Annotated in this window: 23 protein-coding genes; 13 read left to right on the top strand and 10 right to left on the bottom strand. The window is 63.2% G+C overall.

The annotated features are described in order from the left end of the window. Positions 1 to 59 precede the first annotated feature (59 nt). The 9 genes from BV071_RS11215 (at position 60) to BV071_RS11175 (ending at position 7,564) form a co-directional block, all read left to right on the top strand. Complete coding sequence (locus BV071_RS11215) at positions 60 to 1,004, top strand: family 2A encapsulin nanocompartment shell protein (protein WP_035606503.1); 945 nt, start codon at positions 60 to 62, stop codon at positions 1,002 to 1,004. 37 nt (positions 1,005 to 1,041) lie between these two features. Then, complete coding sequence (locus BV071_RS11210) at positions 1,042 to 2,769, top strand: SufS family cysteine desulfurase (protein ID WP_075090890.1); 1,728 nt, start codon at positions 1,042 to 1,044, stop codon at positions 2,767 to 2,769. Positions 2,770 to 2,786: 17 nt separating this feature from the next. Next, on the top strand, positions 2,787 to 3,257 hold the full coding sequence (locus BV071_RS11205; protein ID WP_035606500.1) for an HAD family hydrolase: 471 nt from the start codon (positions 2,787 to 2,789) through the stop codon (positions 3,255 to 3,257). Between the two features lie 4 nt (positions 3,258 to 3,261). Next, the gene (locus BV071_RS11200) at positions 3,262 to 3,798 is read left to right on the top strand and encodes a rhodanese-like domain-containing protein (RefSeq protein ID WP_035606497.1); all 537 of its coding nucleotides are present in this window, start codon (positions 3,262 to 3,264) and stop codon (positions 3,796 to 3,798) included. 2 nt (positions 3,799 to 3,800) lie between these two features. Continuing rightward, positions 3,801 to 4,784 carry a serine O-acetyltransferase EpsC gene (gene epsC / locus BV071_RS11195; protein WP_081885942.1) on the top strand — a complete coding sequence of 328 codons (984 nt, stop codon included), beginning with the start codon at positions 3,801 to 3,803 and terminating at the stop codon, positions 4,782 to 4,784. Between the two features lie 17 nt (positions 4,785 to 4,801). After that, positions 4,802 to 5,812, top strand: coding sequence for a cysteine synthase A (locus BV071_RS11190; RefSeq protein ID WP_052573154.1), 1,011 nt, complete (start codon positions 4,802 to 4,804; stop codon positions 5,810 to 5,812). A 76-nt stretch (positions 5,813 to 5,888) separates the two neighbouring features. Further along, entirely contained in the window at positions 5,889 to 6,275 is a 387-nt protein-coding gene (locus BV071_RS11185; RefSeq protein ID WP_035606495.1) for a hypothetical protein, read from the top strand. A gap of 73 nt (positions 6,276 to 6,348) precedes the next feature. Further along, a complete protein-coding gene (gene purU / locus BV071_RS11180) occupies positions 6,349 to 7,209 on the top strand; it encodes a formyltetrahydrofolate deformylase (protein ID WP_035606492.1) in 861 nt (286 codons plus the stop codon). A gap of 52 nt (positions 7,210 to 7,261) precedes the next feature. Next, positions 7,262 to 7,564 (top strand): hypothetical protein, encoded by a 303-nt coding sequence (locus BV071_RS11175; protein ID WP_035606489.1) that lies wholly within the window; start codon positions 7,262 to 7,264, stop codon positions 7,562 to 7,564. A gap of 52 nt (positions 7,565 to 7,616) precedes the next feature. Here BV071_RS11175 and BV071_RS11170 read toward each other — a convergent pair whose 3' ends face one another. From BV071_RS11170 to BV071_RS11145, 6 genes are all read right to left on the bottom strand, one after another. Next, positions 7,617 to 8,447 carry a hypothetical protein gene (locus BV071_RS11170; RefSeq protein ID WP_035606486.1) on the bottom strand — a complete coding sequence of 277 codons (831 nt, stop codon included), beginning with the start codon at positions 8,445 to 8,447 and terminating at the stop codon, positions 7,617 to 7,619. Positions 8,448 to 8,453: 6 nt separating this feature from the next. Beyond that, the gene (locus BV071_RS11165) at positions 8,454 to 9,932 is read right to left on the bottom strand and encodes an MBOAT family O-acyltransferase (protein WP_035606483.1); all 1,479 of its coding nucleotides are present in this window, start codon (positions 9,930 to 9,932) and stop codon (positions 8,454 to 8,456) included. A gap of 77 nt (positions 9,933 to 10,009) precedes the next feature. Further along, positions 10,010 to 11,425, bottom strand: coding sequence for a toll/interleukin-1 receptor domain-containing protein (locus BV071_RS32820; protein WP_052573153.1), 1,416 nt, complete (start codon positions 11,423 to 11,425; stop codon positions 10,010 to 10,012). 14 nt (positions 11,426 to 11,439) lie between these two features. Beyond that, a complete protein-coding gene (locus BV071_RS11155) occupies positions 11,440 to 12,687 on the bottom strand; it encodes a hypothetical protein (protein WP_265594330.1) in 1,248 nt (415 codons plus the stop codon). A gap of 65 nt (positions 12,688 to 12,752) precedes the next feature. Then, positions 12,753 to 13,232, bottom strand: coding sequence for a hypothetical protein (locus tag BV071_RS11150; protein ID WP_035606477.1), 480 nt, complete (start codon positions 13,230 to 13,232; stop codon positions 12,753 to 12,755). Positions 13,233 to 13,265: 33 nt separating this feature from the next. Next, positions 13,266 to 13,787 (bottom strand): YcxB family protein, encoded by a 522-nt coding sequence (locus tag BV071_RS11145; protein ID WP_035606474.1) that lies wholly within the window; start codon positions 13,785 to 13,787, stop codon positions 13,266 to 13,268. A 141-nt stretch (positions 13,788 to 13,928) separates the two neighbouring features. On the opposite strand from BV071_RS11145, the gene BV071_RS11140 reads away from it, so the two are divergent. Beyond that, a complete protein-coding gene (locus BV071_RS11140) occupies positions 13,929 to 14,948 on the top strand; it encodes a glycosyl hydrolase family 18 protein (protein ID WP_035606471.1) in 1,020 nt (339 codons plus the stop codon). 79 nt (positions 14,949 to 15,027) lie between these two features. Here the strand turns inward: BV071_RS11140 and BV071_RS11135 are convergent, their stop codons facing one another. The 3 genes from BV071_RS11135 to rpmI all read right to left on the bottom strand — a co-directional run bounded on the left by BV071_RS11135 (position 15,028) and on the right by rpmI (position 19,323). Next, positions 15,028 to 18,396 carry a LamG-like jellyroll fold domain-containing protein gene (locus BV071_RS11135; protein WP_035606468.1) on the bottom strand — a complete coding sequence of 1,123 codons (3,369 nt, stop codon included), beginning with the start codon at positions 18,394 to 18,396 and terminating at the stop codon, positions 15,028 to 15,030. A 203-nt stretch (positions 18,397 to 18,599) separates the two neighbouring features. Next, positions 18,600 to 18,977 carry a 50S ribosomal protein L20 gene (gene rplT / locus BV071_RS11130; protein ID WP_035606465.1) on the bottom strand — a complete coding sequence of 126 codons (378 nt, stop codon included), beginning with the start codon at positions 18,975 to 18,977 and terminating at the stop codon, positions 18,600 to 18,602. 133 nt (positions 18,978 to 19,110) lie between these two features. Then, positions 19,111 to 19,323: a 50S ribosomal protein L35 gene (gene rpmI, locus BV071_RS11125; protein ID WP_035606462.1), complete on the bottom strand. Its 213-nt coding sequence runs from the start codon at positions 19,321 to 19,323 to the stop codon at positions 19,111 to 19,113. 152 nt (positions 19,324 to 19,475) lie between these two features. Here rpmI and BV071_RS11120 point away from each other — a divergent pair, with 152 nt between their 5' ends. From BV071_RS11120 to BV071_RS11110, 3 genes are all read left to right on the top strand, one after another. Further along, positions 19,476 to 20,597, top strand: coding sequence for a metal-dependent hydrolase (locus tag BV071_RS11120; protein ID WP_035606459.1), 1,122 nt, complete (start codon positions 19,476 to 19,478; stop codon positions 20,595 to 20,597). A gap of 89 nt (positions 20,598 to 20,686) precedes the next feature. Then, a complete protein-coding gene (locus BV071_RS11115; RefSeq protein WP_035606456.1) occupies positions 20,687 to 22,204 on the top strand; it encodes a bifunctional UDP-sugar hydrolase/5'-nucleotidase in 1,518 nt (505 codons plus the stop codon). Positions 22,205 to 22,272: 68 nt separating this feature from the next. After that, positions 22,273 to 22,947 (top strand): hypothetical protein, encoded by a 675-nt coding sequence (locus tag BV071_RS11110; protein WP_035606454.1) that lies wholly within the window; start codon positions 22,273 to 22,275, stop codon positions 22,945 to 22,947. Between the two features lie 7 nt (positions 22,948 to 22,954). Here BV071_RS11110 and BV071_RS11105 read toward each other — a convergent pair whose 3' ends face one another. Beyond that, the gene (locus BV071_RS11105) at positions 22,955 to 24,100 is read right to left on the bottom strand and encodes an FAD-dependent monooxygenase (RefSeq protein ID WP_035606451.1); all 1,146 of its coding nucleotides are present in this window, start codon (positions 24,098 to 24,100) and stop codon (positions 22,955 to 22,957) included. Between the last annotated feature and the right edge of the window lie 108 nt (positions 24,101 to 24,208).

Raw genomic sequence — 24,208 nt, 5'->3', positions numbered from 1 at the left:
GCGACCATGTCGTGGCTGCCTGTATTTCAAGGTTCCAACCATTTTTCTCCCCACTCATCATGAGCGACTCTGCCGATGTTCCCGCGCGCCTCAGTGTCAGCGCGGAATCCGCCCGCAATCTGGCCACCGCCACCGTCACCCCGCCACAGTGGGATGAGATCACGCCACGCTGGCTACACCTGCTGCTGCCGTGGGTGGATGTCGATGGCGGCGTCTATCGCGTCAACCGCGTGAAGCAGAAGCCCGATGGAATCACCGTCGATCTGCTGACCGTGGATGACGGCGAGCCGGAGCTTCCTCGCGACTACATCGACTACGAGGAAGACCCGCGCGAATACCACCTGAGCACCATCCAGACGGTGCTGCAGACCCACACCCGGATCACCGACCTCTATAGCAACGCGATCGACCAGCTTCGCGAGCAAGTCCGCCTGACGGTGGAAGCCGTGAAAGAGCGCGAGGAATACGAACTGGTGAACCACAAGAAATTCGGCCTGCTGAATGCAGTGGCCGAGACGCAGCGGATCCAGACCCGCACCGGTCCGCCGACACCCGACGATCTGGATGAATTGATTTCACTGGTGTGGAAAAAGCCGGCCTTCTTCCTGGCGCATCCGAAGGCGATTACCGCCTTTGGCCGTGAGGCCACCCGTCGTGGTGTGCCGCCGCCGACTGTGACGCTGTTCGGCTCGCCCTTCATCACCTGGCGCGGGATTCCGCTGATCCCGAGCGACAAGCTGCCACTCAAGGATGGCACCACGAGCATCCTGCTGTTGCGCGTGGGCGAGAATCAGCGCGGCGTGGTCGGCCTGCAGAAGGCTGGTGTGGCCGGTGAGATCGAGCCAGGTCTCTCGGTCCGCTACATGGGCACCAACGAGCACTCGATCGCTTCCCATCTGGTGACGCGCTATTTCTCACTCGCGAAGCTCGGAGAGGATGCCTTGGCCAGCTTGGACGGCGTCTCGATCGGCAACTACCACGAGTATGTCTATCCCAAGGCTTGAATCTGCGCCACCATCCTTTGGCAACGCCGCGGAGTCCATGGAGACCGCGTTGATCTCGCGTTTGGCCAAGGAGTTGTTCTCTGGTGCGATGGGGGAGGCGAATGTGCCGACGGTTCCGGTGTCCTTGCCGCGGACCGCCGCGGGAGTGCCCACCGAGATCCCGGCGAATCCTCTGGAATCTCCGGTGGCGCCGGGCGGTGGCCGGGACATCGCCTTGTCCGGCGGCTTTCCGAATGCTTCCGCTGCTTCGGCACCGCCAGTCCACCCGACGGTGGTTGCCGCGGAACCCGAGCCGGCAGCGAAGAGCGCGCGGCCGCCGAGCGGGGCGCACCATCCGGGGGATGGGCGCACGCATGAATTCGGTGAGCCATCCTTCTACACGCGGGGCCTGAACTCCCGGGTGGAAGCCCCGGCGGCGAAGGCTTTGCCGATCGGAGAGCTTGGCCTGCCCGGCATCTCCGCGGAGCCGCAGTTCTACTTCCTCAAGGATCTCCCGGGGGTGAATGCCTTCAGCTCCTTCGGAACGCAACCTTCGCCCTTCGCCGCCCTGCCGGAGTTCAATATCGAGGGTGTCCGCAAGGATTTCCCTGCTCTCCAGCAGCACATCAATGGCAACAGCCTGGTCTGGCTGGATAACGCGGCGACCACCCACAAGCCGCAGGCGGTGATCGATGCGACCTCCCGCTTCTATTCACGCGATAACTCGAACATCCACCGCGCGGCCCACACGCTGGCGGCGCGCTCGACCGAGCTCTTCGAGGGTGGGCGTGAGAAAGTGCGTCAGTTCCTCGGGGCGGGGGATGCGAAGGAGATCGTCTTCGTCCGCGGCACCACGGAGGCGATCAATCTGGTGGCCCAAAGCTGGGGTCGGCAGAACATCGGCGAGGGCGACGAGATCCTGCTCAGCCAGCTGGAGCATCACGCGAATATCGTGCCGTGGCAGATTCTCGCCGGCCAACTGGGTGCCACGCTGCGGATGATCCCGATCAATGATCGCGGTGAACTCCTGATCGAGGAACTGCCGAAGCTTCTAACAGACCGGACCAAGATCGTCTCCGTGACCCAGGTGTCGAATGCCTTGGGGACCGTGAATCCGGTGGAGGAGATCATCGCAATGGCCCATGCCCGCGGCATCCCGGTGCTGGTGGATGGAGCTCAATCGACGCCTCACCTGCCGATCAACGTGCAAGCGATGGACGCGGACTTCTTCGTGTTCTCCGGTCACAAGGTGTTTGCTCCGACAGGCATCGGAGCTCTCTACGGGAAACCGCATCTGCTGGAGGCGATGCCGCCATGGCAAGGCGGGGGCCACATGATCAAGGACGTGAGCTTCGAGAAGACGGTCTTCAATGCAGCACCGGAAAAATTCGAGGCCGGTACGCCGGACATAGCCGGGGTGGTAGGGCTCGGCGCGGCGATCGACTACATGATGGGCCTCGGGATTCCGGCGCTGGCGGCGTACGAGCATTCGCTGCTTGAGTATGCGGAGGAAGCGCTGCGCTCGGTCCGGGGCGTCCGGCCGATCGGCACGGCGAGCCACAAGGCCAGCGTCTTCGGATTTGTGATCCCTGGTGTCCCCAATGAGCGGGTGGCCAAGTATCTGGACCAGCAGGGGATTGCGGTGCGGGCCGGTCACCACTGCGCGATGCCAGCCGTGCGCCACTTCGGCGGGGAGGGCACGGTGCGGCCCTCGCTGGCCTTCTACAACAACCGTGCTGACGTGGACACGCTGATCCAAGCGCTGCACCAGATCGCGCGGCGCTGAACCCGACTGTAGGACTCATGCTTGAAATCGATATTCCCGGGTTCGACCAGCTCAGGCTTGAGCACCTCGTCATGGACTACAACGGCACCCTGGCACTTGATGGCAGCCTGGAGCTCGGTGTGCTGGAGAAGCTGCGCTGCCTGGCGGGGGAGCTCTCGTTGCACGTGGTCACTGCGGATTCGCACCAGCAGGCGGCATCGCAACTGGCGAATGCCCCGGTGAAGTTGCGGATCATCTCCGCCGAGGCGCAGGCGGAGACCAAGCTGGAATACATTCGCGAGCTCGGCCTGGACCGGGTTGTGGCGATCGGCAACGGTCGCAACGACCGCCTGATGCTGGAAGCCGCCGCGCTTGGCATTGTGGTCGTCCAGAAGGAAGGAGCCGCCTTCGGCGCCATTCAAAGGGCGGACCTTGTGGCTCCGAATATTCTCGATGCCCTCGACCTCTTGATACATCCCCGGCGCCTGCTTGCCACACTCCGATCCTGAAAATATGAGCGCGATTTCACCCACCAATTTGAAGAGCCTGCTGGATGAGGATTCCTCCTTGGTCGTCATCGATGTGCGGACTCCGCTGGAATTCGATGAAGTCCATGTGCCGCAGGCGCGGAATCTCCCCTTGGGCGGGTTCACGCCGAAGCAGTTGATCGACAAGGGCGAGCTGCCGGGTACGGAGCCGATCTACATTCTCTGCCAATCCGGCGCACGGGCGCAGAAGGCGGCCGATCAATTCGCTGCCGCGGGGTATGAGAATGCCATTGTGGTCTCCGGTGGCACCCAGGCTTGGGTCGCAGCGAATCTCCCGGTCACGCGCGGAGAGTCGAAGGTGATCTCGCTGGAGCGTCAGGTTTGCATCGCTGCGGGGAGCTTGGTGCTCACCGGCGTGTTGTTGGGGTGGTTCGTCCATCGCGGTTTCTTCGGCCTGTCTGCCTTCGTCGGCACGGGTCTGATATTTGCAGGTATTTCCGGTTGGTGCGGGATGGGTCTCTTGATCGCCAAGGCTCCATGGAACCAGCGCGCCCGATCATGATCATGAGCGAAACGCCCCTATCCGTTTCCAAGTTCGACAAGACCACCGTTTCGCCGTTCGAGATCCCCTACGGCGAGTATGTGCCGAAGTTGATCGCCTCATACGAACGCTTCGGTGGGTGGAACAATGCTGATGCTCTCAATCTGCCTTCGAAGCACATCGTCGGCGAAATCTGCGAGGATCTGCTGAAGCTGCTCTTTCCCGGCTTCCTGGATAGCGACGTGGTGGCGAACGGGACGCTGGCGGAACTAACCGCGCGGCGCTTGTGGGACGTGATCTCGCGCTTGGAAGACCAGGTGCGCAAGAGTGTGCGGATCGGCAATCCGAACACTCCGACGGGAAGGACGCCGCCGATCATGCAGAAATTCTGCCGTGCGCTCCACATCGTGCGTGAGGTGCTGCGCACGGATATCGAGGCGGCCTTCGCCAATGATCCTTCCGCTCGCAGCCGGGAGGAAGTGATCCTTTCCTATCCCTTCATCGAGGCCATCTCGATTCAGCGGCTGGCGCACCGCCTCTACCGTGCCGGAGCGCCGATCATTCCGCGGATGATGACGGAGTGGGCGCACTCCCGCACCGGTATCGACATCCATCCGGGAGCCAGCATCGGCTCGCACTTCTTCATCGACCACGGCACTGGCGTGGTCATCGGTGAGACCTGCTACATCGGCAACCACTGCAAGATCTACCACGGGGTCACGCTGGGTACACGGACCTTCATCAAGGACGAGGATGGCAACGTGGTGAAGGGCCTCAAGCGGCACCCGGATCTGGGCGACAATGTCACGATCTACCCGAACTCGACGATCTTGGGCGGGGATACGGTGATCGGCGAGAACTCGACCATCGGTGCCAACGTTTTCCTGATGAACAGCGTGCCGCCGAACTCGCTCGTCATCTACGAAGAGAAAAATCTCAGCATCAAGACCAAGCCCATCCGGAAGGGCAGGGGTCGCGATCAGGCGGACTTGCTCTGGTCGATCTAACCTCATTTACTGCTCCCATGAGCCGACCCTCCTATCACGGGCTTGATCATCACGTGGGCAATACGCCCCTCATCCGTCTCAACAAGCTCTCCGAGCTCACCGGCTGTGAGATCCTCGGCAAGGCGGAGTTCATGAACCCCGGTGGCTCGGTGAAGGACCGCGCGGCGCTTGGCATCATTCTGGATGCAGAGCGGCGGGGCTTGCTGAAGCCGGGCGACACCATCGTCGAGGGCACGGCGGGGAATACGGGTATCGGCCTGACGGTGATTGGCCATGCGCGCGGCTACAAGAGCGTGATTGTGATTCCCGAGACGCAAGCTCCTGAGAAGTTCCAGCAGCTCCGCACGCTGGGGGCGGAGGTGATACCGGTGCCGGCGAAGCCATATAGCGATCCGGGCAACTACAATCACATCGCCCGTGGGCTGGCAGAGAAACGCGGATGGTTCTGGGCGAACCAATTCGACAACACGGCGAATCGCCAGGCGCACTACGAGACGACCGGCCCGGAGATCTGGGCACAGACGGGCGGGACGGTAGACGCCTTCGTCGCGGCGATCGGCACCGGCGGCACCTTGTCCGGCACCTCGCAGTTCCTAAAGGAGCAGAACCCGCAGGTGGCCGTCATCTGTGCTGACCCTTGTGGTGCCGCCATGTGGTCATGGTTTACCAACGGCAACCTCGATGATGACGACGGCGATTCCGTGGCGGAGGGTATCGGCCAAGGGCGCGTGACCAAGAACGTGGAGGGCGCACCGGTGGACAAGGCTTACCGGATTCCCGATCAGCTCGCGCTCTCGATCGTCTATCAGCTCCTGCATGAGGAAGGGATTTTCGTGGGGCTCTCCAGTGGGATCAATGCCGCGGGAGCGCTGCGCTATGCCTTGGAGCAAGGGCCCGGCAAGACGATCGTGACCATCCTCTGCGATTCCGGGGTGAAGTATCAATCGAAGCTCTTCAACCGCGACTGGCTGCTGGAGAACGGGCTGGATCCGAACATGCCGCTGGAGGTGCTGCTGGATCCGGTGTGATTTCTTGGGGCCGGCCCGAAGAAATTCGCCGTCATTTCACACCGTGAATGCCGCGGACCGGGTAGAGTCGCCGCCTATGCCTCACAGGATCAGCAGACCGGAGGAGGAGTGCGGCGAAATCTTCACTCCCTATCGCGTCTCAGACGGCGATGGCAGCTTCCTGTCGCAGGCCACGGCATGGGTGCTGGTGTTTGTCCTTTCGTGCGCGGCTCTCCTCTGGCTCGGGATCCTGGGCCTGGCAGTGAGCGTGATCGACGAGGGGATCTTCCACAGCCTTTCCTCCCGGTATGAGAGCGAGCCCGCCCAAGGCTGGGATGCCGCGAGGGCGGAGGTGGTCCGGGAGGCACTGCCGTCCTGGATCGGCGGCGGAGCCATCTGGCTGGGGGTCATGCTGTTCCTGCTCTGGCTGGTGTGGCGCTGCGGCTTGCGCGCTATCGGCGTTAGGCCGGGCATTCCCTACTGATCGGCCCGGGGCGTCGCGACACGCCCCCGCCTTGCCAAGCGCCCCCCGGCCAGTCTCAATCCGGTCGCCTGCCATGCTTCGCTCCGGATTGATTCTCAAGCTCAGTTGCCCCGACCAGCCCGGGATCGTCGCGAAGATCGCCAGCTACGTGGCGGGTCACCGCGGAAACTTGATCGAGTTCGCGCAGTTCACAGACAAGCTTTCGCTGCGCTTCTTCGCTCGCCTGGAGATCGAGACCGGCGAGCTGGACGTGGAGCCGGAGGACTTCATCGAGGGCTTCGGCACCCTGGGCCGCTCGATGCGGGCACAGTGGCACTTCCGCAAGCTGCCCTACAAGATGCGCACCGCGGTGCTGGTCACCAAGACCGACCACTGCCTGAACGAGATCCTGTGGCGCGCGGAGATCGGCGAGATGCCGGTCGAGATCACCTCGATCATCGGCAACCGCGATACCTGCAGGGCGATCGCTGAGCGGGCGGGGATTCCCTTCCACCTGGTCGAGATGGATGGCGCGGCGAAGGAAGATGGCTTCAAGAAGATCCGCGGGATCCTGGCGGAGGAGAATGTGGAGCTGGCCGTGCTCGCGCGCTTCATGCAGATCATCCCGGATGACTTCTGCCGCGATTTCGCCGGGCGCCTGATCAATATCCACCACAGCTTCCTGCCCGCCTTCATCGGAGCGAATCCGTATAAGCAGGCCTATGAGCGCGGGGTGAAGTTGATCGGCGCGACCTGCCACTACGTGACCGCGGATCTGGATGCCGGACCTATCATCGAGCAAGAGGTCGAGCGCGTGCAGCACTTCCACGCGCCGAATGACCTCGTGCGCTTGGGGCGGAATTGCGAGCGGATCGCGCTGGCGAAGGGGATCCGCTATCACGTGCATGACCGCACGATCATCGACGGCCACCGGGCGATCGTGTTTCCGGATTGAAGCCGCAACTTGTCGGAAGGGTGAGGGCGTGTTAGTCCGGGGATGAGACCGTATGACCAAGCGCTCGAAAATCATCGCGCTGTTCTTGACCGCCTGTGTGCTCAGTGGCGCAGGGGTGATGTATTTTCGCTCCCGGCCGCGGATTTTGGATCTGCGGGCACCTGCAAGCGAGCGCTGCCCGCTGCATGGCGTGAGCCTTGAAGAGGAGTCGATGCCGAACCGCTACCGTATCTATCACTCCGAAGCGCTGGCGAAGAGCTTCCCCATGATCAACAACGAGCCCGGCGGAGTGGCGGACCAGCGGGTTACCTCAATTCTCCGCAGCTATTGTTCCCCGCTGCCGAGAGGAGGGTAGTCGCTGGGTGAAAGAGCAATATGAGAGCCCGGCGCGAGGCGGGCCTTGATGCTCACATCCCCTCCACACCATACAGGACATGCGAGAGCACCTTGCCCGCACTCTCCGTGTCCAGATGCAAGCCATCGGTGAAGCCCACCGCATCCTTCGGCAGGCCCTCGGTGAGATCCCACCACAGCACGCCGGAGCGTTTGGCGAGAACAGCAGGCAGGTCACCTTGGACCGTGCCCGGCTCGATGCCGGGCGGGAGGACCAGCAGGATCACCTTGCTGCCGCGTTCCTCCAAACGCTTGAGGATGCCGGCCAGCTCATCCACCAGGGCGGAGGCTGCGGGATCGAGCTCTGGCACTGGCGCGGACTCAAGCCGGTGCGGCTTGGTGTCGATGGGCAGTGAGCCGCTGGCGGTGGTGTTGTTGCGGGCCAGGAGCTTCGAGTAGGCAAAAGCGGTGGGCCGGGCGGTGGCGCTGAGATTCGGGATGCGGGTGCCGAGCTTGAACCAGTCCGAGCCGATCGATTCAGCGATCTCCTTGCCGCGGTGCTCGAGTTCGAAGGCCAGCATGTTGGCTTCGACAATGACCAGGGGTGCCGCTTTCAGGTCGCCGCGGTCGATGGCCCGCAGGGTGATCACCGCGCTGCCACCGTCGCAGCCGAGATTGACGATGCCCGGGATCGGCTTGGTGCGGTCCGCGAGACGCGCGGTCATCGATGACCCCAGCATGAGAATACGGGCATCCTCGCGATTGCCGGTCTGGAGTCGTGCGATCGAGGAAAAGTAGTTCGACTCGCTTTTCACCGTGCGCCCGCCGGCCATGCGAAGCGCCAGCGTCTGCGCGCCGAAACAGGCGGCGAGCACAGCGAGGAAGGCGATGGGGTAGAGGCGCATGGTAGCTTAGAACTGGAAGTAGATGAAGCCGCGCGGCGCGCCGGGATTCGTGAGCACCAGGAAGACCATCATGGCGTGGAGGCTCGCTTCGACCAGCGGATGTTGCCAGCGCGCGGCGGAGAGCGGGCGGTGCTCCTTGATCCAGCCCCAGGCATGGTAGGCGATCACCGGGCCGCCATACATCGCAAGGGCGAAGAGCGGCTGGCCGGGGATTGAGAGCTTGGCACTGGCCAAGCCCTTGAAGAAGGCTCCGATGCTGGCCATGTCCGGCATCAGGAAGGTGAGCCAGAGCAGCGTCACCGCATGGAAGGTATAGACCCAGCCCGCGATGGCGTGGAGCGGTGAGGCGGGCTGATCCTCAAGCTTGCCGCGCCGCCGCGTGAGAAAGCGCTCCACCGCGAGGAAGACACCGTGGAGCGTGCCCCACAGCGCGAACTTCCACTCCGCGCCGTGCCAGAGGCCGCCGAGGAACATCACCAGGAAGAGATTTAGATAGGTCCGGCCGGAGCCTTTGCGGTTGCCGCCGAGCGGAATGTAGAGGTAGTCGCGCAGCCATGCCGAAAGCGAGAGGTGCCAGCGCCGCCAGAATTCCGTGATGCTGCGCGAGAGGTAGGGGAAGTCGAAGTTCTCCGGCAGGCGGTAGCCGAACATGATGCCGAGGCCGATCGCGATCAGCGAGTAGCCGGCGAAGTCCGCGAAGATCTGGAAGCCGTAGCCATAGAGTAGCGCCATCAGTTGCACCGGCGCGGTCTCCGCCAGAGCCTTCGGGCCGATGGTGAGCATCGCGGTCTGCTCGGCGAGGTTGTCCGCCACGTAGATTTTGAGGAAGTAGCCGGTGATGAGATAGCGGCGCACCTGCACCCAATTGATGTCGCGCCACAGCTTCTCGCGGATCTGGTCGATGAAGTTCTTCGCCTTGACGATCGGCCCCGCGACCAGCTGCGGGAAGAAGATGATGTAGAGCGAGAGGTCCTTCATCGAGGACACCCGCCCCGCCCCTTGGAGGCCAAGGCGCTCGCGTGTCTCCTCGCTCACGTGGCGGCGGTGCACGTCGATCAGCAGGCTGAGCGCGTGGAAGGTGTAGAAGGAAATGCCGATCGGCAGCGGGATCGACTTCACCCATTTCACCGCCTCCGGAGGAACCACGCCGTGGGGCAGCAATCCCAACAGAATGCCCGCGTATTTGAAGAAGGCGAGCAGCGCGAGGTTCGCGATCACGCCTCCGATCATCCAGCGTTTCGCGGCAGGCGCGCCCTGCGGGTCTCGCTGGTGATGGATGATGCGCTCGACCAGCACCGCGTTCATCACGCAGGAGAAGCCGAGAAGGATCAGCAGCCGTGGTTCTTCCCAAGCGTAGAAGACCGCGCTCGCGCCCAGCAGCAGCAGGACCTGCCACACCCGCGACCACCTCGCCGGAAGCGGGAGGTAGTAAAGCGGCAGCGTGACTGCCAGCAATACCAGGAAGGGCAGGGAATTGAACAGCATGCGGGGGGCGCGCCATCAAAACCCGGAATTAGTGCCGCGGGCAATAGCGATGAGATCACGTGATCGCGGGTGAAGGACTACTCCCGGAAGATCTCTGCCTCCACCCAGCCGCTCTCGATGCTCTTCTTCGCGCCCGAACCGTCGTCGTATTCCAGCGCGATCTTGAAGCGATGCCGCGACCAAGTCTCGGCATTCAGGCTCAGGAAGAAACGGTCGCCTTCACCGCTGCGGAGGTTCTGCGAGAGATCGGTGCTGGTATCGTATGCTCCTTCGACTCCACCCAGTGTCAGATCGTAGGCGGGCTCCTTTGGCTTGGCAGGGGACGGCGGCGGAGTCGGTGCCTTGCTGCCTGCCACTTCGAAGGCAATCGCCTGCCCGCCCGGGGCAGGCAGGATCTCGCCCAGCAGGGTCTTTCCCTCCGCCAGGTCCAGGTGCCAGCGTCCTTCCTCCGGCAGGGCCAGTGGCGTGACTGCGGAGAGATCACCCGCATCCTGCGGCCCGGCCAAAGTATAGCGCAGCTTCGCAGCTTCGGCTTCGTCGCCGGTGTGAGTCAACTCGACGGATTTCGGTAGGCCCTTTGCCTCGATGAACCACAGGGGCGTGCTCACCACTTGGCTCGATTCCACCTCCAAAGTCGCCGTGTGGAAGTAGAGCGTGCCCGGCCCATTGTGAATCAGCTTCAGCTCGATCTGCAGCGGCTCCACTGCGAAGTGCCGCCCCTTGGCATCCGCTGCGAGCAGTGGAACGCCTTTGGGCAATGCGGGCCGGATCACCAGCTTGCCGCTGTCTTCGCTAGAGATGTAGTGGATGGAGCCCGGAGCCGCCTCATGGAAATGCCCGGCAATCACGTTCTCGCCCGCGCCTGCGAGAGCGATCGCAAGCGATGGTGACTTCGCAGCCTCGGTCGGTGAAGTGTTAGCCGCCGGTGGCGCAGCTGCTGGCGGCGCGCCTTGCCACGGCTTCATTGCCACCAGCGCGGCTCCACCTGCAACCAAGGTCCCACCTAACAGAATCGGCAGCCACGCCACACGCGCCTTCCTGACCGGGATGTGCGCTGCCGCAGCGGGGAAGGGCACGGGGTTGGCGACCTCGCGTCCCATCAGCGATTCTACCGCATCGCCCAGCCGCTGGATGTGTTCCTCCATCGGAGGGTGGATCGCATCAAGCCAGTGGCAGGAGGCCAGGAAGAATTCCAAGCCCGGCTGCATCGGCACATCTTCCAGGCGGAAGGGGATGATCGGCTTGGCATGGTGCATTGCCCGCTCCGCCTCGCGCATCACCGCGGCGGACAAATTCACCGCCGCGGAATAGACCAGCACTACCACTTGGCAGCCGGCGATGGCGTGCACGATCGCCTCGCCATAGTTGCCGCCGGGCGGCACATCGCGCGGCGCGATCCAGCAGCGCATCTTGCGCTGCTCCAGCGCACTGCAGATGGCGTCCGCGACCTGCTTGTTCTTGCTGGAGTAGCTGATGAAAACGTCGTGGGCCATCCGATGCGGGGAGCTTATTCGCCTTCTTCCTTGGGAGCCTTCGCCGACATTTCAAGTTGGCCCACGGCCGAGCGTGGCAGCAGCGCCTGAAGCTCTACCAGGCCGGCGTCGATCTCCGCGCCATCGGTGCTTACCAGCGCCACCTTGAAACGGTGGAAGGAAGACTTCGGCACGCCCAGCGTTACCGTGAATCGTGTCGTGGCCCCGGGCTTCACCGTCTGGGTCACCGGCACCTTCAGCGCGTAGTCCTTGTCGCTCTCGCGCAGCATCGCCTCATACTTGCCCTCGACCGGTCCAGTGGCGCCGAGGCCATCCGGCGGCAGGATCAGCACCGGCACGCGGAGGGCCACCCGATTGGACTTCTCCGTCTCCCCCTCCTTCCACGTGTAGTTCAGCCAGCCGTGCATCCAGCACTCGATGGTGCTGTCGCCGAATTGGTCCGGCTTCACCTTGAAGGGGCCGGTCTTCAGGCCGTCGCCGATCTTGTGCATCTTCGCCGCGATCTCGGAGCATTGTTCGTCCAGCGCTTCGTTCTGTTTCTCCAGGTCCTCGCTGATGTTCTCGCCGGCCTTGTCGTAGAGATCGGTGATCTTGTTGCGCAGGTTCTGGTATTCCCCGCCCAGCTTGGTCAGCTCCGCAGGCAAGCCGGCCTTTTCCAGCTCGGCATTGAGTTGCAGTTTCGTGGGTTTCTCGACGCGGTAGAGCGTTTGGTGGAAGGGCAACTCGGCGCTCGGCTTGCCCTTCGGTTTACCCGGCAGCAGGTTGAAATCGAAGTCCGCCTTCTCGATCCGGCCCCAACCTTCGTTGTAGAGTTCAATGTGCTGGACCTGATCGTAGTCGCTGAAGATTTGCGGCAGGGGTGTCAGGTCGGGGCGGCTTTCCTCCACCATCATCCGCACCTCGGAAATCTGCAGCGCCTTCTTGCTGTTGTTCACCACCTTCAGGTCCAGAGCCGGGAAGGTGATGTCGTATTCACAGGAATAGCCCACCGGCGCGATTGGCCCGCCATCGGCCAGCAGCTTGAGGTAGTTCCCCTTCTTGTCCCCGGCGACCGGACACTCGAGTGTCGGCACGATGCTGAGTTTATCGCCCTCGGATTTGCCGGTATATAGGATCGCGTTGAACTCATGCTCCTTCCACTCGTCCGCGGACAAGCCCTTCGGCACACCGGAGCCGGCGGCGAGGTGGACGCCTACGCCCTCGAGGGCATAGGCAGCAGGGAAGAGGCCACAGCAGAGGATCGCCAGGGGGAGGGCTCGCATCCCTGCCACCATGCCCGAAGTCGGCTCGCGCGGGAATCAAAAATCCGGTGGGGCAGCGCAAGTAATCAGCGAAATCCCGCCATGTGCAGCGAATCGAGGGGCACTGCCCGGCGGGTGGGAGTCGTGTGCCAAGTGGTGTGTGGCAGGAGCCGCCCGTCTTGGCGCGTGGCAATCGACACCCTGATCCCCACCACGCGATCTCCGTCGCGTATGCCAGCCTCGAGTGTCTGCACCGAGCCATCGGGCAGCCGCCATTGCTTATCCAGCAGGCGGTCGAATTTCACCTCCTCCGGGAAGCGGGGCGGTCCCATCCAATGATGGACTTCTTCCCAGCCGTCCCGTCCGGCACTTGCCTTGAGTGTGGCCAAGTCGCAGGGCAGATGCAGGCCGAGGGCGCGGCGTGCCTCTGCCACGGGTGGGATCGGACGGAATTCGACCGCGGCGGGCGGCGCTGGCTTCGGAGCCGTGCAGGCACAGGCCATCGCGGCGATGACCGCGGCCAGCAAGCGGATGGAGGCCATGGCGCTCATTTTCACTTTCGGCATGCTGTGGCACGGAACGGCGAGCCGCGAATCAATTCAGGACTTGGAACCCTTCCGGTCGCCCAAGGTCTTCTTCAGCACTTCCTTGAACTCCGCATATTGCTCAGCCGTGAACCAGAGCTGCGGGAAGATATGGTAGTTCCGCTGGGTCTCGTAGAGGAAGACCATGTCGCCGTGGACTTCATACTTCAGGAAGTCTTTCCAAGGCATGGAGAAGGTCCTGCCGGAACTGCGGATCGAGAGCCGCTCCCCATCGATCTGGATTTCTTTTGGCTCCTGGAGCCAGACTTGGGTGGCGAAGGCCTTGCGGATTTGCTGCGGCAGCAGCACCCAGTAAAAGAGCGGAAGGAGCGCCGCCATCCCCACGATCAGGAAGGGCATCCAGTTGATTCCTTCTGGCGGGCGCTCCACCAATTGCCAGATGCAGTAGATTGTCAGCGCCGGGATGATCGCGAATAGCATCCAGGCCACCACCGTGCTGCGCAGCAGCAGGCAGCGGAGCTGGAGGCGCTGGGCCTTCAGGTAGTCCTCGGGGGACAGGGTGGCGGATATCGTCATTCAGGAGTGCGTCGGGTGCGGGCGTGAGAGCAGCGGAGGCACTGGTAAGGCAAGAATCGCGCGCGGGCAACCCGGGAGCGTTGCCCGCCTCCTCTTGGCGGGATCTTGCCAGCCGGTCCAGCCGCCGCTAGATAGCAGGGAATGACCCTCTGGCAGCGACTCAAGCGCCCGCCGTGGCGCACGCTGCTCCTGCTGGCGGCGTTGCTCGGTGTCGCCGGCTTGGCTTATCTCGCCTGGTCACCGGGCGAACGCGTCGCGGATGGGCGCGACGACACGGGTAGCAATGGCATATGGCTCCAGCATGGCTGGCTGGGGGATGACGCGTGGTTCGAAACGAACGGCCGCGATCCCGCGCGCTTTCGCAGCGCGGAGAAGATCCAGCAGCTCCGGACGCAGCTCACGCGTCACGGCATCAAGTACGTGTTTCCCCATCTCTGCCCTTGCCTGCCGGATGGCTCGATCACTGCGCATGATCCGGTGCAGATGGAGCGCTTTCTGGATGGCTTCTCCTCCATCAGCGTGCTGCCGTGGATCGGCGGCGTGCATGATGAATCCGCTCATCCGGGTGTGAAGGCGTGGCGGGCTCGCTTCACTTCTTCTGCCGCTGCTTTGCTCACGGCTCATCCACGCTTGGCAGGCGTGCACGTGAATATCGAACCGATGCCCGAGGGCGATTCCGACTATCTCGTCCTGCTGGATGAGCTGCGCGCCACCCTGCCACCCGGCAAGATGATCTCCGTGGCGGCCTATCCGCCGCCTACGCGCTGGCATCCTTTCCCCGACGTTCATTGGGGCGAGTCCTACTTCCGCGAAGTCGCCAAGCGCGCCGACCAGATCGTGCCGATGCTCTACGACACCGGCATCAAGTGGCAGAAGCCGTACCGCAAGCTGATGGTGGATTGGACCACGGAGGTTCTGGCATGGTCGGGAGGCAAGCCGGTTCTGTTAGGTCTGCCTGCTTATGACGATGCCGGCAGCGGCTACCACAATCCAAAGGTGGAGAACTTGCGCAACGCCCTGCGCGGAGTCCATGCGGCCTTGGCGAACGGAAAGCCGGCGAGCTACGGAGGCATCGCAATCTACTCAGAGTGGGAGATGGGCGGGGAAGACTGGAAGGCGCTGGATGAGGAGTTTTGCAAGAGTCGCGGAAACGTGGATTGAATGAGGTCTTTGGTGGAACAGAAAACGCCGCCCGGTCTCCCGGGCGGCGCGAATATCGGGTGGGTATGGTCAGCTCACTTCACCCCTGCGTCGCCACGAGGCGGAAGAAGAGCTTGGTCCGTCCTGTGCCGGTGACCGTCGCCGTCACGGTGGTGGTGCCGGGTGCCGGTGAGTCCGGAGTGGGCACGAAGGTCACCGTGGTGCCTCCGACGGCAACGCCCGAGTTGTTCCAACTGCTCATGTCCGTGGACCATTGGTAGCTGGCACTGATGTCGCTGGCCGGGCTGGCATTCGCGGGGTGACGGAAGGTCGTCACGGTCGCGTTGCTGCTGGCCACCACCAGTGCCTTGTTGGGCACCGAAGGATTCGTGCCGAGCAGGTTTTCCACACCGTTCTCCAAGCCATCGCCATCGAAGTCATCCTCGAAGCCGGTCTTGGTTCCCACGTTGTAGCCGCTGATCCAGTTCGCGTAGGTATTGGTCGCCACGATGCCGACCAGACCGCCCAGACTGGTGGTGCCGCTCCCAGCCTGATAGATCTGCTCGACCTCCTCAAGCTTGAGCGGCCGGTTCCAGATCGCCACATCATCGATGTAGCCGGACCACTCGCGGTTCGAGGAATCCGGATTGGCACCGATGAACAGGTTGCTCGCGTTGGCCAGGTTCAGGTCCAGATTCGGTTCGCCACCGGTATTCTCCTGCGCGCCGTTGATGAAGATCTTCGTGCCGACGCCTTCACTACTCACCGCCACCACATGCACCCAGTCTGAGGGCGGGGTGAAGGAGGTGGTGGAGTTGATGTCATTCGAGCCACCGGCGTAAGCGAAGAAGCTGCCGCTGCCGTTCCGCGCGATGCGCCAGTGGGTGCCTTCACCCTGTGCGATCAGCGTTTGGAAGTCGGAACTGAAGGCAGTCACCTTCACCCACATCGAGACGCTCACGCTGTGGGTGATCTGTCCGCCGATAGTGTCCTGGCTCTTCGGCACGGTCACCCAGCCGGCGCCGCCGTTGAGCAAGATGCCGGGGCCGAAGCGTCCGGCAGCGTCGTAGGCGACATCCGGAGCGCCGGTGAAGCTGCCGTTGTCCGCCGTGCCACTGACGCCCACGCCGGAGCCGTGCGCGACGTCCGCAAGTGTGTTGTCGAAGGTCCAATAGGAGACGAGGCCCTTTTTGAGGTCCTTGTCATCGGGATCGGAAGGGTTCATGCCCACCGAGACTTCCACGCCGTCGGCAATCCCGTCGCCGTCGCTGTCGACGACTGTCGGGTTGCTGCCCGTGTGGGTGGCGTCGACGTAGGTTCCGGTGCCAGTCTCCACACCGTCGGAGAGCAGGTCGCCATCCGTATCGGGGATGAGGGGATCGGAGCCGGTGTCCGTGGCATCAGTGAAGCCGCCGGTGCCCGTCTCCGGGCCGTCCCAAACCCCATCGCCGTCGGAGTCCTTCACTGTGGGCTTCGTGCCGCGCAGGTATTCGTCGATGTCGAGGGAGCCGTCAGCGTCGGTGTCGCCGGTGTTGGCCACCTGCGGATTCAACCCGTTGTCGCTTTCCCAGGCGTCCGGCAGATCATCGCCATCAGCATCCGTCGCCGCCTTGATTGAGATATCATCCAGCGCGGAGACGTGGTTGCCGCCCTCGCGGTTGTGGAAGCTCACGTAGTTCGCCGTCGCCGTCGCGCTCGCGAGAGTGGTGTAGACCGTTACCGAGTTGAATGGATCATCGGCTTGGGTCAGGCGGATTGAGGCGAAGTTGCCGTAGTCGGTGCCTCCGTCGATGACCGTGAAGTTGTAGGTCTTGTTGCGGATGACCGTGAGCTTGCCGACCCGGGTGATTGCTCCCGGAGCAATGTCGCTGGTACGACCCCGGATGGTTGGCGTGTTGGAGGTCTGCTCGAGGTAGAACTCCAGACCGGTGGCGGTCTCGCCATACTGGCCCTGGGGCTCGCCGTCGGTGCGGGTCAGGATCTGCAGGAAGTCCTCATCGGTTTTGAAGGTCCACTTGCCGGTGATATAGAGGCCGCCGACTGTATCCGGATTGAATTGGCTGGCCGTATTGAGGTGACCGCGGCCGGTCAGCTCGATCTGGGTGCCCGTCTCGGTGACTGCAGCGCCTCCGGGTTGGACGTTTAATTTCCTGCCCCAACGAGTGGTGTCGAAGATCCCGTCATTGAAATTGTCGGTGATCGGGAGGCCCGGAATCGTGGGCATTGAGGCAGCACTGGTGGGATTCGTGCCATTGGCCGCCTCCACACCATCGGGAAAGCCGTCCGAGTCGCCATCCGAGGTGAAGGGGCTGCTGCCCGGTTCGGTGAGGGGGCTGGCCGGGTTGAAGGGGATCAGGGGATTCTCCACTCCGTCCTTCAGTCCATCCCCATCCATATCCGCGATCAGGGGATTGGTTCCTGTGTTGGTCGCGGAAACAAAGATGCCGGTGTTGGTTTCGTAGCCATCCTTCAGTCCGTCGCCATCGGTATCCGCCACCAGTGGCAGGGTGTGGCGCTGGAACTCCTGAAGGTTGGTGGAGGCGTCGTCGTCGGGATTGCCGTTGGCGCCGTAGTCGGGATTGGTCGAGCCGTTGTCGAGGTAGGCTCCGGCCGGCAGATAGGCCTGCTCCCAAGCATCGACCAAGCCGTCACCGTCCGTATCGAGGTTTTCCTCTGCCAGCAGTGAGCCGAGGCTGCGGGGCGTGGCGGCGTTGCCCTGGGTGAAGAGCTGGGTGATTTCGGCCTGGGTCAGGGCCCGGTTCCAGATCCCGATGTCGTCCAAAAGCCCGTTCCAGGTGCGGTTGGCAGAGTTCGGGTTGCCGCCGATCCAGAGCACGGTGCTGTTGTTGGTGGTGAGGTTGGGGATGGCATTGTTATTTCCGTCCTGCACCCCGTTGATATAGAGGCGGGTGCCCACATTCTTCTCCGTGACCGCGACGAGGTGGGTCCAGGTGGTGATCGGCGTTCCGGAGGCCCCGAAGGTGGCGGCGGTGGTGATGTCCCCACTGCCGCCAGCATAGCTGTATTTCAGCGGGTTGCTGTTACCATTGCGGGCGATGCGCCAAGCGCTGCCTTCGCCCACAGCCACCAAGGCCCCCCAATCCGGGATGGGTGACACCGCTTTGAACCAAACGGACACGGTCACGCTGCCCGTCGGAATGCCGCTCAAATCCCCCGAGAGGGGCACCGTGATCTTGCCGTTATTACCGCCGATGCCCTTGAAGGCTTGGCCGAAGCGCCCACCCGTATCGTAGGTGGCGGTGGCGGCGGTGAAGCTGCCGTTGTCCGCCGTCGTGCTGTTGGCCAGCGGGTAGGTGCCGGCGGCATCGTTGAGGGTATTGTCCAGCGACCAGTAGGCCGTGAGGCCGGAGGAGATCACCGCGTGGGTCTGGGACGCGGCGAATAGGGTAAGTCCCAGAGTGGCTGGTCCGACGATGCGGGCCAGGGAAGGGGAGATATGGGTTTTCATAGGTTCTTGGGGGCACCGGGGACCCGTCGCCGGGACACAGCGTTGCAGGATCCAATGCGTGGTTAGACGCCTTGGTCCGCCAAGTTTTTTTGGAGCTACCGCTTGTCCCCGAAAGCGGGGACAAGCGGCCAGCGTCGAAACGCAAAACGCCGCCCGGTTTCCCGGGCGGCGTCTTGGAATCAGTAAGTTATCGCTTTCGCTTTTCAGGCAGCAGCGGCAGCCTTCTTTTCGAGGGCGGCCTTGGCCTGGGCGACGATCGCGGAGAACGCAGCAGCGTCCTTGACCGCGAGGTCGGCGAGGATCTTGCGGTCGGCTTCGATGCCGGCAGCTTTGAGACCCTCGGTGAAGCGCGAGTAGGTCAGGCCCTCGTTGCGGGTTGCAGCGCTGATACGCTGGATCCACAGGCGGCGGAACTGGCCCTTGCGCTTCTTGCGGTCACGATACTCATAGGTCATCGCCTTGCGGACGGCGTCCTTGGCGTAACGGAAGAGCTTCGAGCGGAATCCGCGGAAGCCTTTGGCGCGGAGCAGCACCCGCTTGCGGCGGGCACGTGAAGCCGGGCTATTAGTGGCGCGTGGCATTTTCTATTTTCAGGTCGGGCGGGCCGTTGGTTCTTAATTTCCTCCCGCAGTCTCGCTCGTCCGATAGGTACCCTTGCGGGTCAGGCTGCGATGGAGGCCGTCCGAGGCGCGGACGGGGGCGCGGTTTGTTGCTTCAGCGGGAGAACGGAAGGTTTTCCTTCACGTTCTTGATGTCGGCATCGGAGACAAGGGCGGCGCTGGTAAGGCTCCGCTTGCGCTTGCGGCTCTTGCATTGGAGCAAGTGCCGGGCGCCTTGCTTCCGGCGCAGAACCTTACCGGTTCCTGTCACCTTGAAACGCTTGGCAACAGCCTTTCGAGTCTTTGCTTTTCCTGAGACGCGTGGCATGGGGCGGCGAAACTAGGGGTCGGGCCCCGCTTGGCAAGGCAAAAGCGGCCCTTGGAAGCCGAAATTTGAAATTTGAGATCTGAAATTTCAAATTTGAGAGCCTTCCGGGCGGGACTTGACCGGGGCGGGGGCTCGCCCCTTTCCTCCCGGCCGTGGATCCGATCACGCATGCGGCAGTGGGGGCAGTGACCGGGCAATTGCTGCTGGGGCGGCAGCTTGGCCGCCGGGCGATCGGCTGGGGGGCCTTGTTCGGGGTTCTGCCGGATTGGGACACGCTCCCCTGCATGGTGATGAATACCGCTTGGGATCTGCGGATGCACCGGGGGATTTCACATTCGATCCTCTTGGTGCTCCTCCTGTCCTGGCTGTTGGCCAAGCCTTTGGCGAAGCGCTGGAAGAAGGACAAGGTGACTCCGCAGCGGGCCGGCCTACTGGTCCTCTTGGCCTGTGGCTCGCATCTGCTGATCGACGTCTTCACCGTCTACGGAACCCGGATTCTGGATCCCTTTTCCGGCTTTCCTGTATCGACGGACAATCTTTTCATCATCGACCCGGTGTTCACGATTCCGCTGCTGGTGGCGGTGATCATCGGCTTTTTCGTCAAGCCGAAGGAGTGGAAGAAGGGCAAGGGGCTCCGTTCGGCGTGGTGGTGCCTGGGGATTAGCGCGCTCTACGTGGGGCTCAGTTTCTGGGCGAAGCATGTGGTCCACCGGGCAGCGGAGGCGGATCTGCAGCGGCGCGGGATTACCTGGCAGCGGCAGATGGAGGCGCCCAGCCCCTTCAATATCCTGCTCTGGCGGGTGCTGGTCGAGCGACCGGACGAAATCTGGGTCAGCTACCGCTCGGTCTTCGATCCCGCGACGGCCAACCCGCGCTGGACGGTGATCCCGAAGGGCGAGGCCGCCTTGGCGCGCTACTCCGAGGAGTGGGAGGTCAAGGTGGTGAAGGAATTCTCCAAGGGTTGGTGGATCGCCCGTGAGGCACCCGGAGGGCTCTGGTTGGTGGACCTGCGCTTCGGAGAGATGCGAGCTTGGGACGAGCGCGGGCTGGCGCTGCGGCCGCGCTTCGCCTGGACCTTCGAGTCGGCTGCGGAGCGGGAGCGGCTGAAGGAGCGGAAGCCGGATGACTCCCGCGGCGGCACCGAGATGCTGCGGCGGATGGCCCGCCGCATCGGCGGGGAGACGGATGCTCTCGATGGGGCCAACGGGGAGACCTTGGTCCGGCTAATCGGGAATCCCGGGAACCTGCAGGAGTATCTCAGCCGGCAGAAGTAGGGCGGCGGGTGAAATGAAATCGCCGCATGCCTTGCCCTATGGGGTTTTGGAGATTGAAGGCTCGAGGCGGTAGGTGAAGCATGCGGGGCATGAACGACCGCGTCGTCCCCTCCGTCTCCCGCCGGGATTTCCTTGCTGCCGGGGGTGCTTGGCTGGGTGCGGGAATGCTTGGGGAAGCGGCGGCAGACCGTCGCGCCAAGACGATTTCGATCTTCCACACCACCGACCTGCACGGGCATATCGTGCCGACGGGAAACTACGATGGCGTGGGCGACCTCGGCGGCATGGCCCGCTGTGTGACGCAGATCCGCCGCTGGAAAAAGGAGTTTCCCGATTCGCTGCTGGTGGACATCGGCGATGTCTATCAGGGCACACCGGTTGGCCTGAACACGGGTGGCAAGGTGATGATCGAGCTCTTCAACAAGCTCGGCTACGATGCCTGGGCACTGGGCAACCATGACTTCGACTGGGGCCGCGGCATCGTAGAAGGCGCGCTGGAGGCCTCGAAGTGCGGCATCATCACCGGTAACCTGCGCATCGATGGCCGCCCGACGGGCGAAGCTACGGGCGTGTGGGAAAAGGTCCGGCCCTGGGTGGTGAAGGAGGTCGGTGGCTTCCGCATCGGCTTGGTCGGGATCATCACGCCGGGGCTGCCGTACTGGCTGAGCCCCGCGACGCTGGGTGGGGTGGACGTGCTCAATCCCATCGAGTCGCTTCGCAAGAGCATCGATGAAATCCGTGCGGAGAAGCCGGATGCGATCGTGGTGATGGGTCACCTCGGCTTCCGCTTTCAGGGCGATGACTTCGCGAATCCGATTCACGAGATGTTCCGTCAAGTCGAGGGCGTGGATGTCCTGCTGGCCGGGCATACGCACAAGGACGAGCCTTCGTGGATGGCGAACAAGGTGCTCTGCACACAGGCGAGCTACTATGGCATCCACTGCGGGCGGGTGGATCTGATGTTCGACAAGGACAGCCGCAAGCTGATCGACCGCCGCGCCTTCACGGTGCTGATGGATTCGCGCTTCGATCTGGACCCGGTGGTGATGGAGATCGCCAAGCCGGAACTGGCGAAGGCGGACCAGCAGATGAAGAAGAAGCTCTGCACCTTCATCAACGAAGTGCCGGCTGCCGCGGTGGGTGCGCTCTTCTGCGAGGCCTTCGCGGCTGCCTTGGACAAGGCCGGCACACCGGTGGACGGCGTCTTCCACGGCACCTTCGGCAAGGAGCCGATCAGCTCCGGCGACAAGACGGTGGCGGATGTCTGGGAACTGCTGCCCTACGAGAACGGCCTGCTGACCGCAGAACTCAATGCCAAGGACCTGATCACCATCGTGGCTGAGGACAAGGGCAAGCGGACGCTATGGCCCTTCGAGATCGAGCTGGGCGAGGCGGGTGAGACGAAGAAGTTTTTCTACAAGGGCGAGCCGGTCGATCCCGACCGACGCTACCGGATCGCCTTCAACACCTACGACGCGCAATCGGGCGGGCAGGACCTGATGCGCCTGAGCGAGATCATCGCGCGACCCGAGAGCAAGCGGCAGGACACGCAGGTGGCGACGCGGCAGGCGCTGATGGATTACCTTTTGGACAAGGGGAAGATTTGAGGCGGCATGCCGTAGATGCCATGATGAAGCGGGCTATTTGTCTGTTCCTTGGGGCTCTCGCAATTGGGATGATGAGCCCTCATGCTCGCGCGCAGGATGCGCAAGAGCGGGTCGTGGAACGGGTCCGCTTCTGGATGAACAAGGCTCCGCAGACTGATGCCGCCATCGCGGAAGCCAACCAGCTTGCGAAGATCTACCCGGACGTCTTCAGCAGTCCCGACTTGATGGGCTCGCTGACCATTGCCGATACCTTGGCTTGGCAGGCCGCCGATGATTGCGGCTTTGATTCGGATGCCTTCAGGCAGAAATATCCGGAGCTGTTCGGGATGCTGGGCATTACGTGGACGACCCGCCGCTACGAGGGCGCAACGCGGGTGGTCTATCAGATGTGTTGGGTGGAGGAGTTCCAGCCGCGGCTGCTGCACAGGAAGGGGAAGGAACTCGTTGGGGCCTTCGCTCGTGGGGTTGAAAAGTGGGACGATCCACACGAGCTTGCGGATTGGATCAGGAAGTTCGAGTTCCGGATGGTGAAGGGAGCGCCTTATCTGGTGAGTGTTTCGAAGGGGCGGCAAACTTCCGGGGAAACGACAACCTGCCAAATCCTGCAGTGGGTCAGAATTGAGCCCGAGGACCTGATTCCGGAGATCTGCTACCGCTACGATGTTCCGATCGGGCAGGAGCGGAAGAAGGAACACCGGGTGGGGGTGGCGGTGCCGCTGAAGCTGGCGGCGAAGGAAGAGTGAGCGGGTCTCACGAATCCAACTTCACCGCAAACGGATCGTAGTTCATCATCTCGATCAAATCCTTCGCCAGTCCCTTCGACGGCATCTTCGCCAGCAGCAGATTGCGGAAGCCACAAGCAACGGGATTGCTCCACTGTCCCATGGCACCCCACACCCGCGAGCGATCGACGATCTTCTTCACGCGCGGAAAGCGGAGTTCTTCGAAGCGGCGGAAGGCAGTTCCGTGATCCGGGAAGTGCTTCAGACAGCGCGCGAGCATGGCGGCGTCTTCGATCGCCATGCCGCCGCCTTGGCCGAGGTTCGGCGTGGTGGGGTGGGCGGCGTCGCCGATGAGGATCGCGCGGCCCTTGCTCCAGCCGCGCTTGGCGGGGCGGTCGTAGATCGCGTTCTTGCTGATTGCTGGTTCGGGGGTGCCGGCGACGAGGTCGCGGGCGCTGGAGTGCCAGCCTTCGAGCAAGCGCAGGATCTTGGTCTTGCTGCCTTCGGGTTCGTCGGACTGGTGCTCGGCCTCGTTCGCGCAGAACCACCAGGCGGCCCCGCGGCGACCCATCGGGATGAGGCCCATGCGCACACCGTGGCCTAACACCTCGGCGACGATGTCGAGCTTGGCGTCCGGATTCACGCCGCGCCAGCACTGGTAGCCGCGGTAGATGGGTGGACCGTCGTTGATCAGCATGCGACGCGCGGCGGAGTTCAGACCATCGGCGGCGATCAGCAGGCTGCCGCGAGCTTCGGTGCCATCGGCGAAGATGGCGGTCACGCTGTCTTCATCCTGCGTGACCCACTTGAGCTCCTTGTCGAGGTGGATGCGCTCGCGCGGCACGGCGGAGAGCAGGGTGTCGTGCAAGTCGGCGCGGTGGATGAGGACGCCGGGGACTCCGGTATCGATCTCGATGGGTGGCTTGAGGGGCTTGCCATCATTCGGCTGGATGATGCCGGCGGCGATGGGTTCGCCGTGTTCCAGCAGGAGTGGCAGGAGGCCGTAGTGCTTGAGCACGCGGGTGGCATTGGCCATCACGCTGATGGCAGCGCCGACTTCGCGGAGTTCCGGGGCGCGTTCGTAGACGGCGACTTCGTGGCCTTCAGCGCGGAGGGCGATGGCGGCTGTCAATCCGCCGATGCCGCCGCCGATGATGAGGATAGGTCCGCGCACGGGTGGAGAGTTCCACGAAGCATGGGAAGGGGAAATACTACTTTGGGTGTGGAGTCAGGGAGAAGTCGTGATGGCGTCAGGTCTTCAAGGGTATGTGGTCCCTGCCTT

Origin of the sequence: Haloferula sp. BvORR071 (genome assembly GCF_000739615.1) — a bacterium.
Lineage (GTDB): Bacteria > Verrucomicrobiota > Verrucomicrobiia > Verrucomicrobiales > Akkermansiaceae > Haloferula.
This window is presented reverse-complemented; position numbering and strand designations above follow the sequence as displayed.

Excerpts from the sequence above, each read along its gene's own strand:
- BV071_RS11215 (WP_035606503.1), top strand. The coding sequence starts at position 60 with ATGAGCGACTCTGCCGATGTTCCCGCGCGCCTCAGTGTCAGCGCGGAA.
- BV071_RS11210 (WP_075090890.1), top strand. The coding sequence starts at position 1,042 with ATGGAGACCGCGTTGATCTCGCGTTTGGCCAAGGAGTTGTTCTCTGGT.
- BV071_RS11205 (WP_035606500.1), top strand. The coding sequence starts at position 2,787 with ATGCTTGAAATCGATATTCCCGGGTTCGACCAGCTCAGGCTTGAGCAC.
- BV071_RS11200 (WP_035606497.1), top strand. The coding sequence starts at position 3,262 with ATGAGCGCGATTTCACCCACCAATTTGAAGAGCCTGCTGGATGAGGAT.
- epsC (WP_081885942.1), top strand. The coding sequence starts at position 3,801 with ATGAGCGAAACGCCCCTATCCGTTTCCAAGTTCGACAAGACCACCGTT.
- BV071_RS11190 (WP_052573154.1), top strand. The coding sequence starts at position 4,802 with ATGAGCCGACCCTCCTATCACGGGCTTGATCATCACGTGGGCAATACG.
- BV071_RS11185 (WP_035606495.1), top strand. The coding sequence starts at position 5,889 with ATGCCTCACAGGATCAGCAGACCGGAGGAGGAGTGCGGCGAAATCTTC.
- purU (WP_035606492.1), top strand. The coding sequence starts at position 6,349 with ATGCTTCGCTCCGGATTGATTCTCAAGCTCAGTTGCCCCGACCAGCCC.
- BV071_RS11175 (WP_035606489.1), top strand. The coding sequence starts at position 7,262 with ATGACCAAGCGCTCGAAAATCATCGCGCTGTTCTTGACCGCCTGTGTG.
- BV071_RS11170 (WP_035606486.1), bottom strand. The coding sequence starts at position 8,447 with ATGCGCCTCTACCCCATCGCCTTCCTCGCTGTGCTCGCCGCCTGTTTC.
- BV071_RS11165 (WP_035606483.1), bottom strand. The coding sequence starts at position 9,932 with ATGCTGTTCAATTCCCTGCCCTTCCTGGTATTGCTGGCAGTCACGCTG.
- BV071_RS32820 (WP_052573153.1), bottom strand. The coding sequence starts at position 11,425 with ATGGCCCACGACGTTTTCATCAGCTACTCCAGCAAGAACAAGCAGGTC.
- BV071_RS11155 (WP_265594330.1), bottom strand. The coding sequence starts at position 12,687 with ATGCGAGCCCTCCCCCTGGCGATCCTCTGCTGTGGCCTCTTCCCTGCT.
- BV071_RS11150 (WP_035606477.1), bottom strand. The coding sequence starts at position 13,232 with ATGCCGAAAGTGAAAATGAGCGCCATGGCCTCCATCCGCTTGCTGGCC.
- BV071_RS11145 (WP_035606474.1), bottom strand. The coding sequence starts at position 13,787 with ATGACGATATCCGCCACCCTGTCCCCCGAGGACTACCTGAAGGCCCAG.
- BV071_RS11140 (WP_035606471.1), top strand. The coding sequence starts at position 13,929 with ATGACCCTCTGGCAGCGACTCAAGCGCCCGCCGTGGCGCACGCTGCTC.
- BV071_RS11135 (WP_035606468.1), bottom strand. The coding sequence starts at position 18,396 with ATGAAAACCCATATCTCCCCTTCCCTGGCCCGCATCGTCGGACCAGCC.
- rplT (WP_035606465.1), bottom strand. The coding sequence starts at position 18,977 with ATGCCACGCGCCACTAATAGCCCGGCTTCACGTGCCCGCCGCAAGCGG.
- rpmI (WP_035606462.1), bottom strand. The coding sequence starts at position 19,323 with ATGCCACGCGTCTCAGGAAAAGCAAAGACTCGAAAGGCTGTTGCCAAG.
- BV071_RS11115 (WP_035606456.1), top strand. The coding sequence starts at position 20,687 with ATGAACGACCGCGTCGTCCCCTCCGTCTCCCGCCGGGATTTCCTTGCT.
- BV071_RS11110 (WP_035606454.1), top strand. The coding sequence starts at position 22,273 with ATGATGAGCCCTCATGCTCGCGCGCAGGATGCGCAAGAGCGGGTCGTG.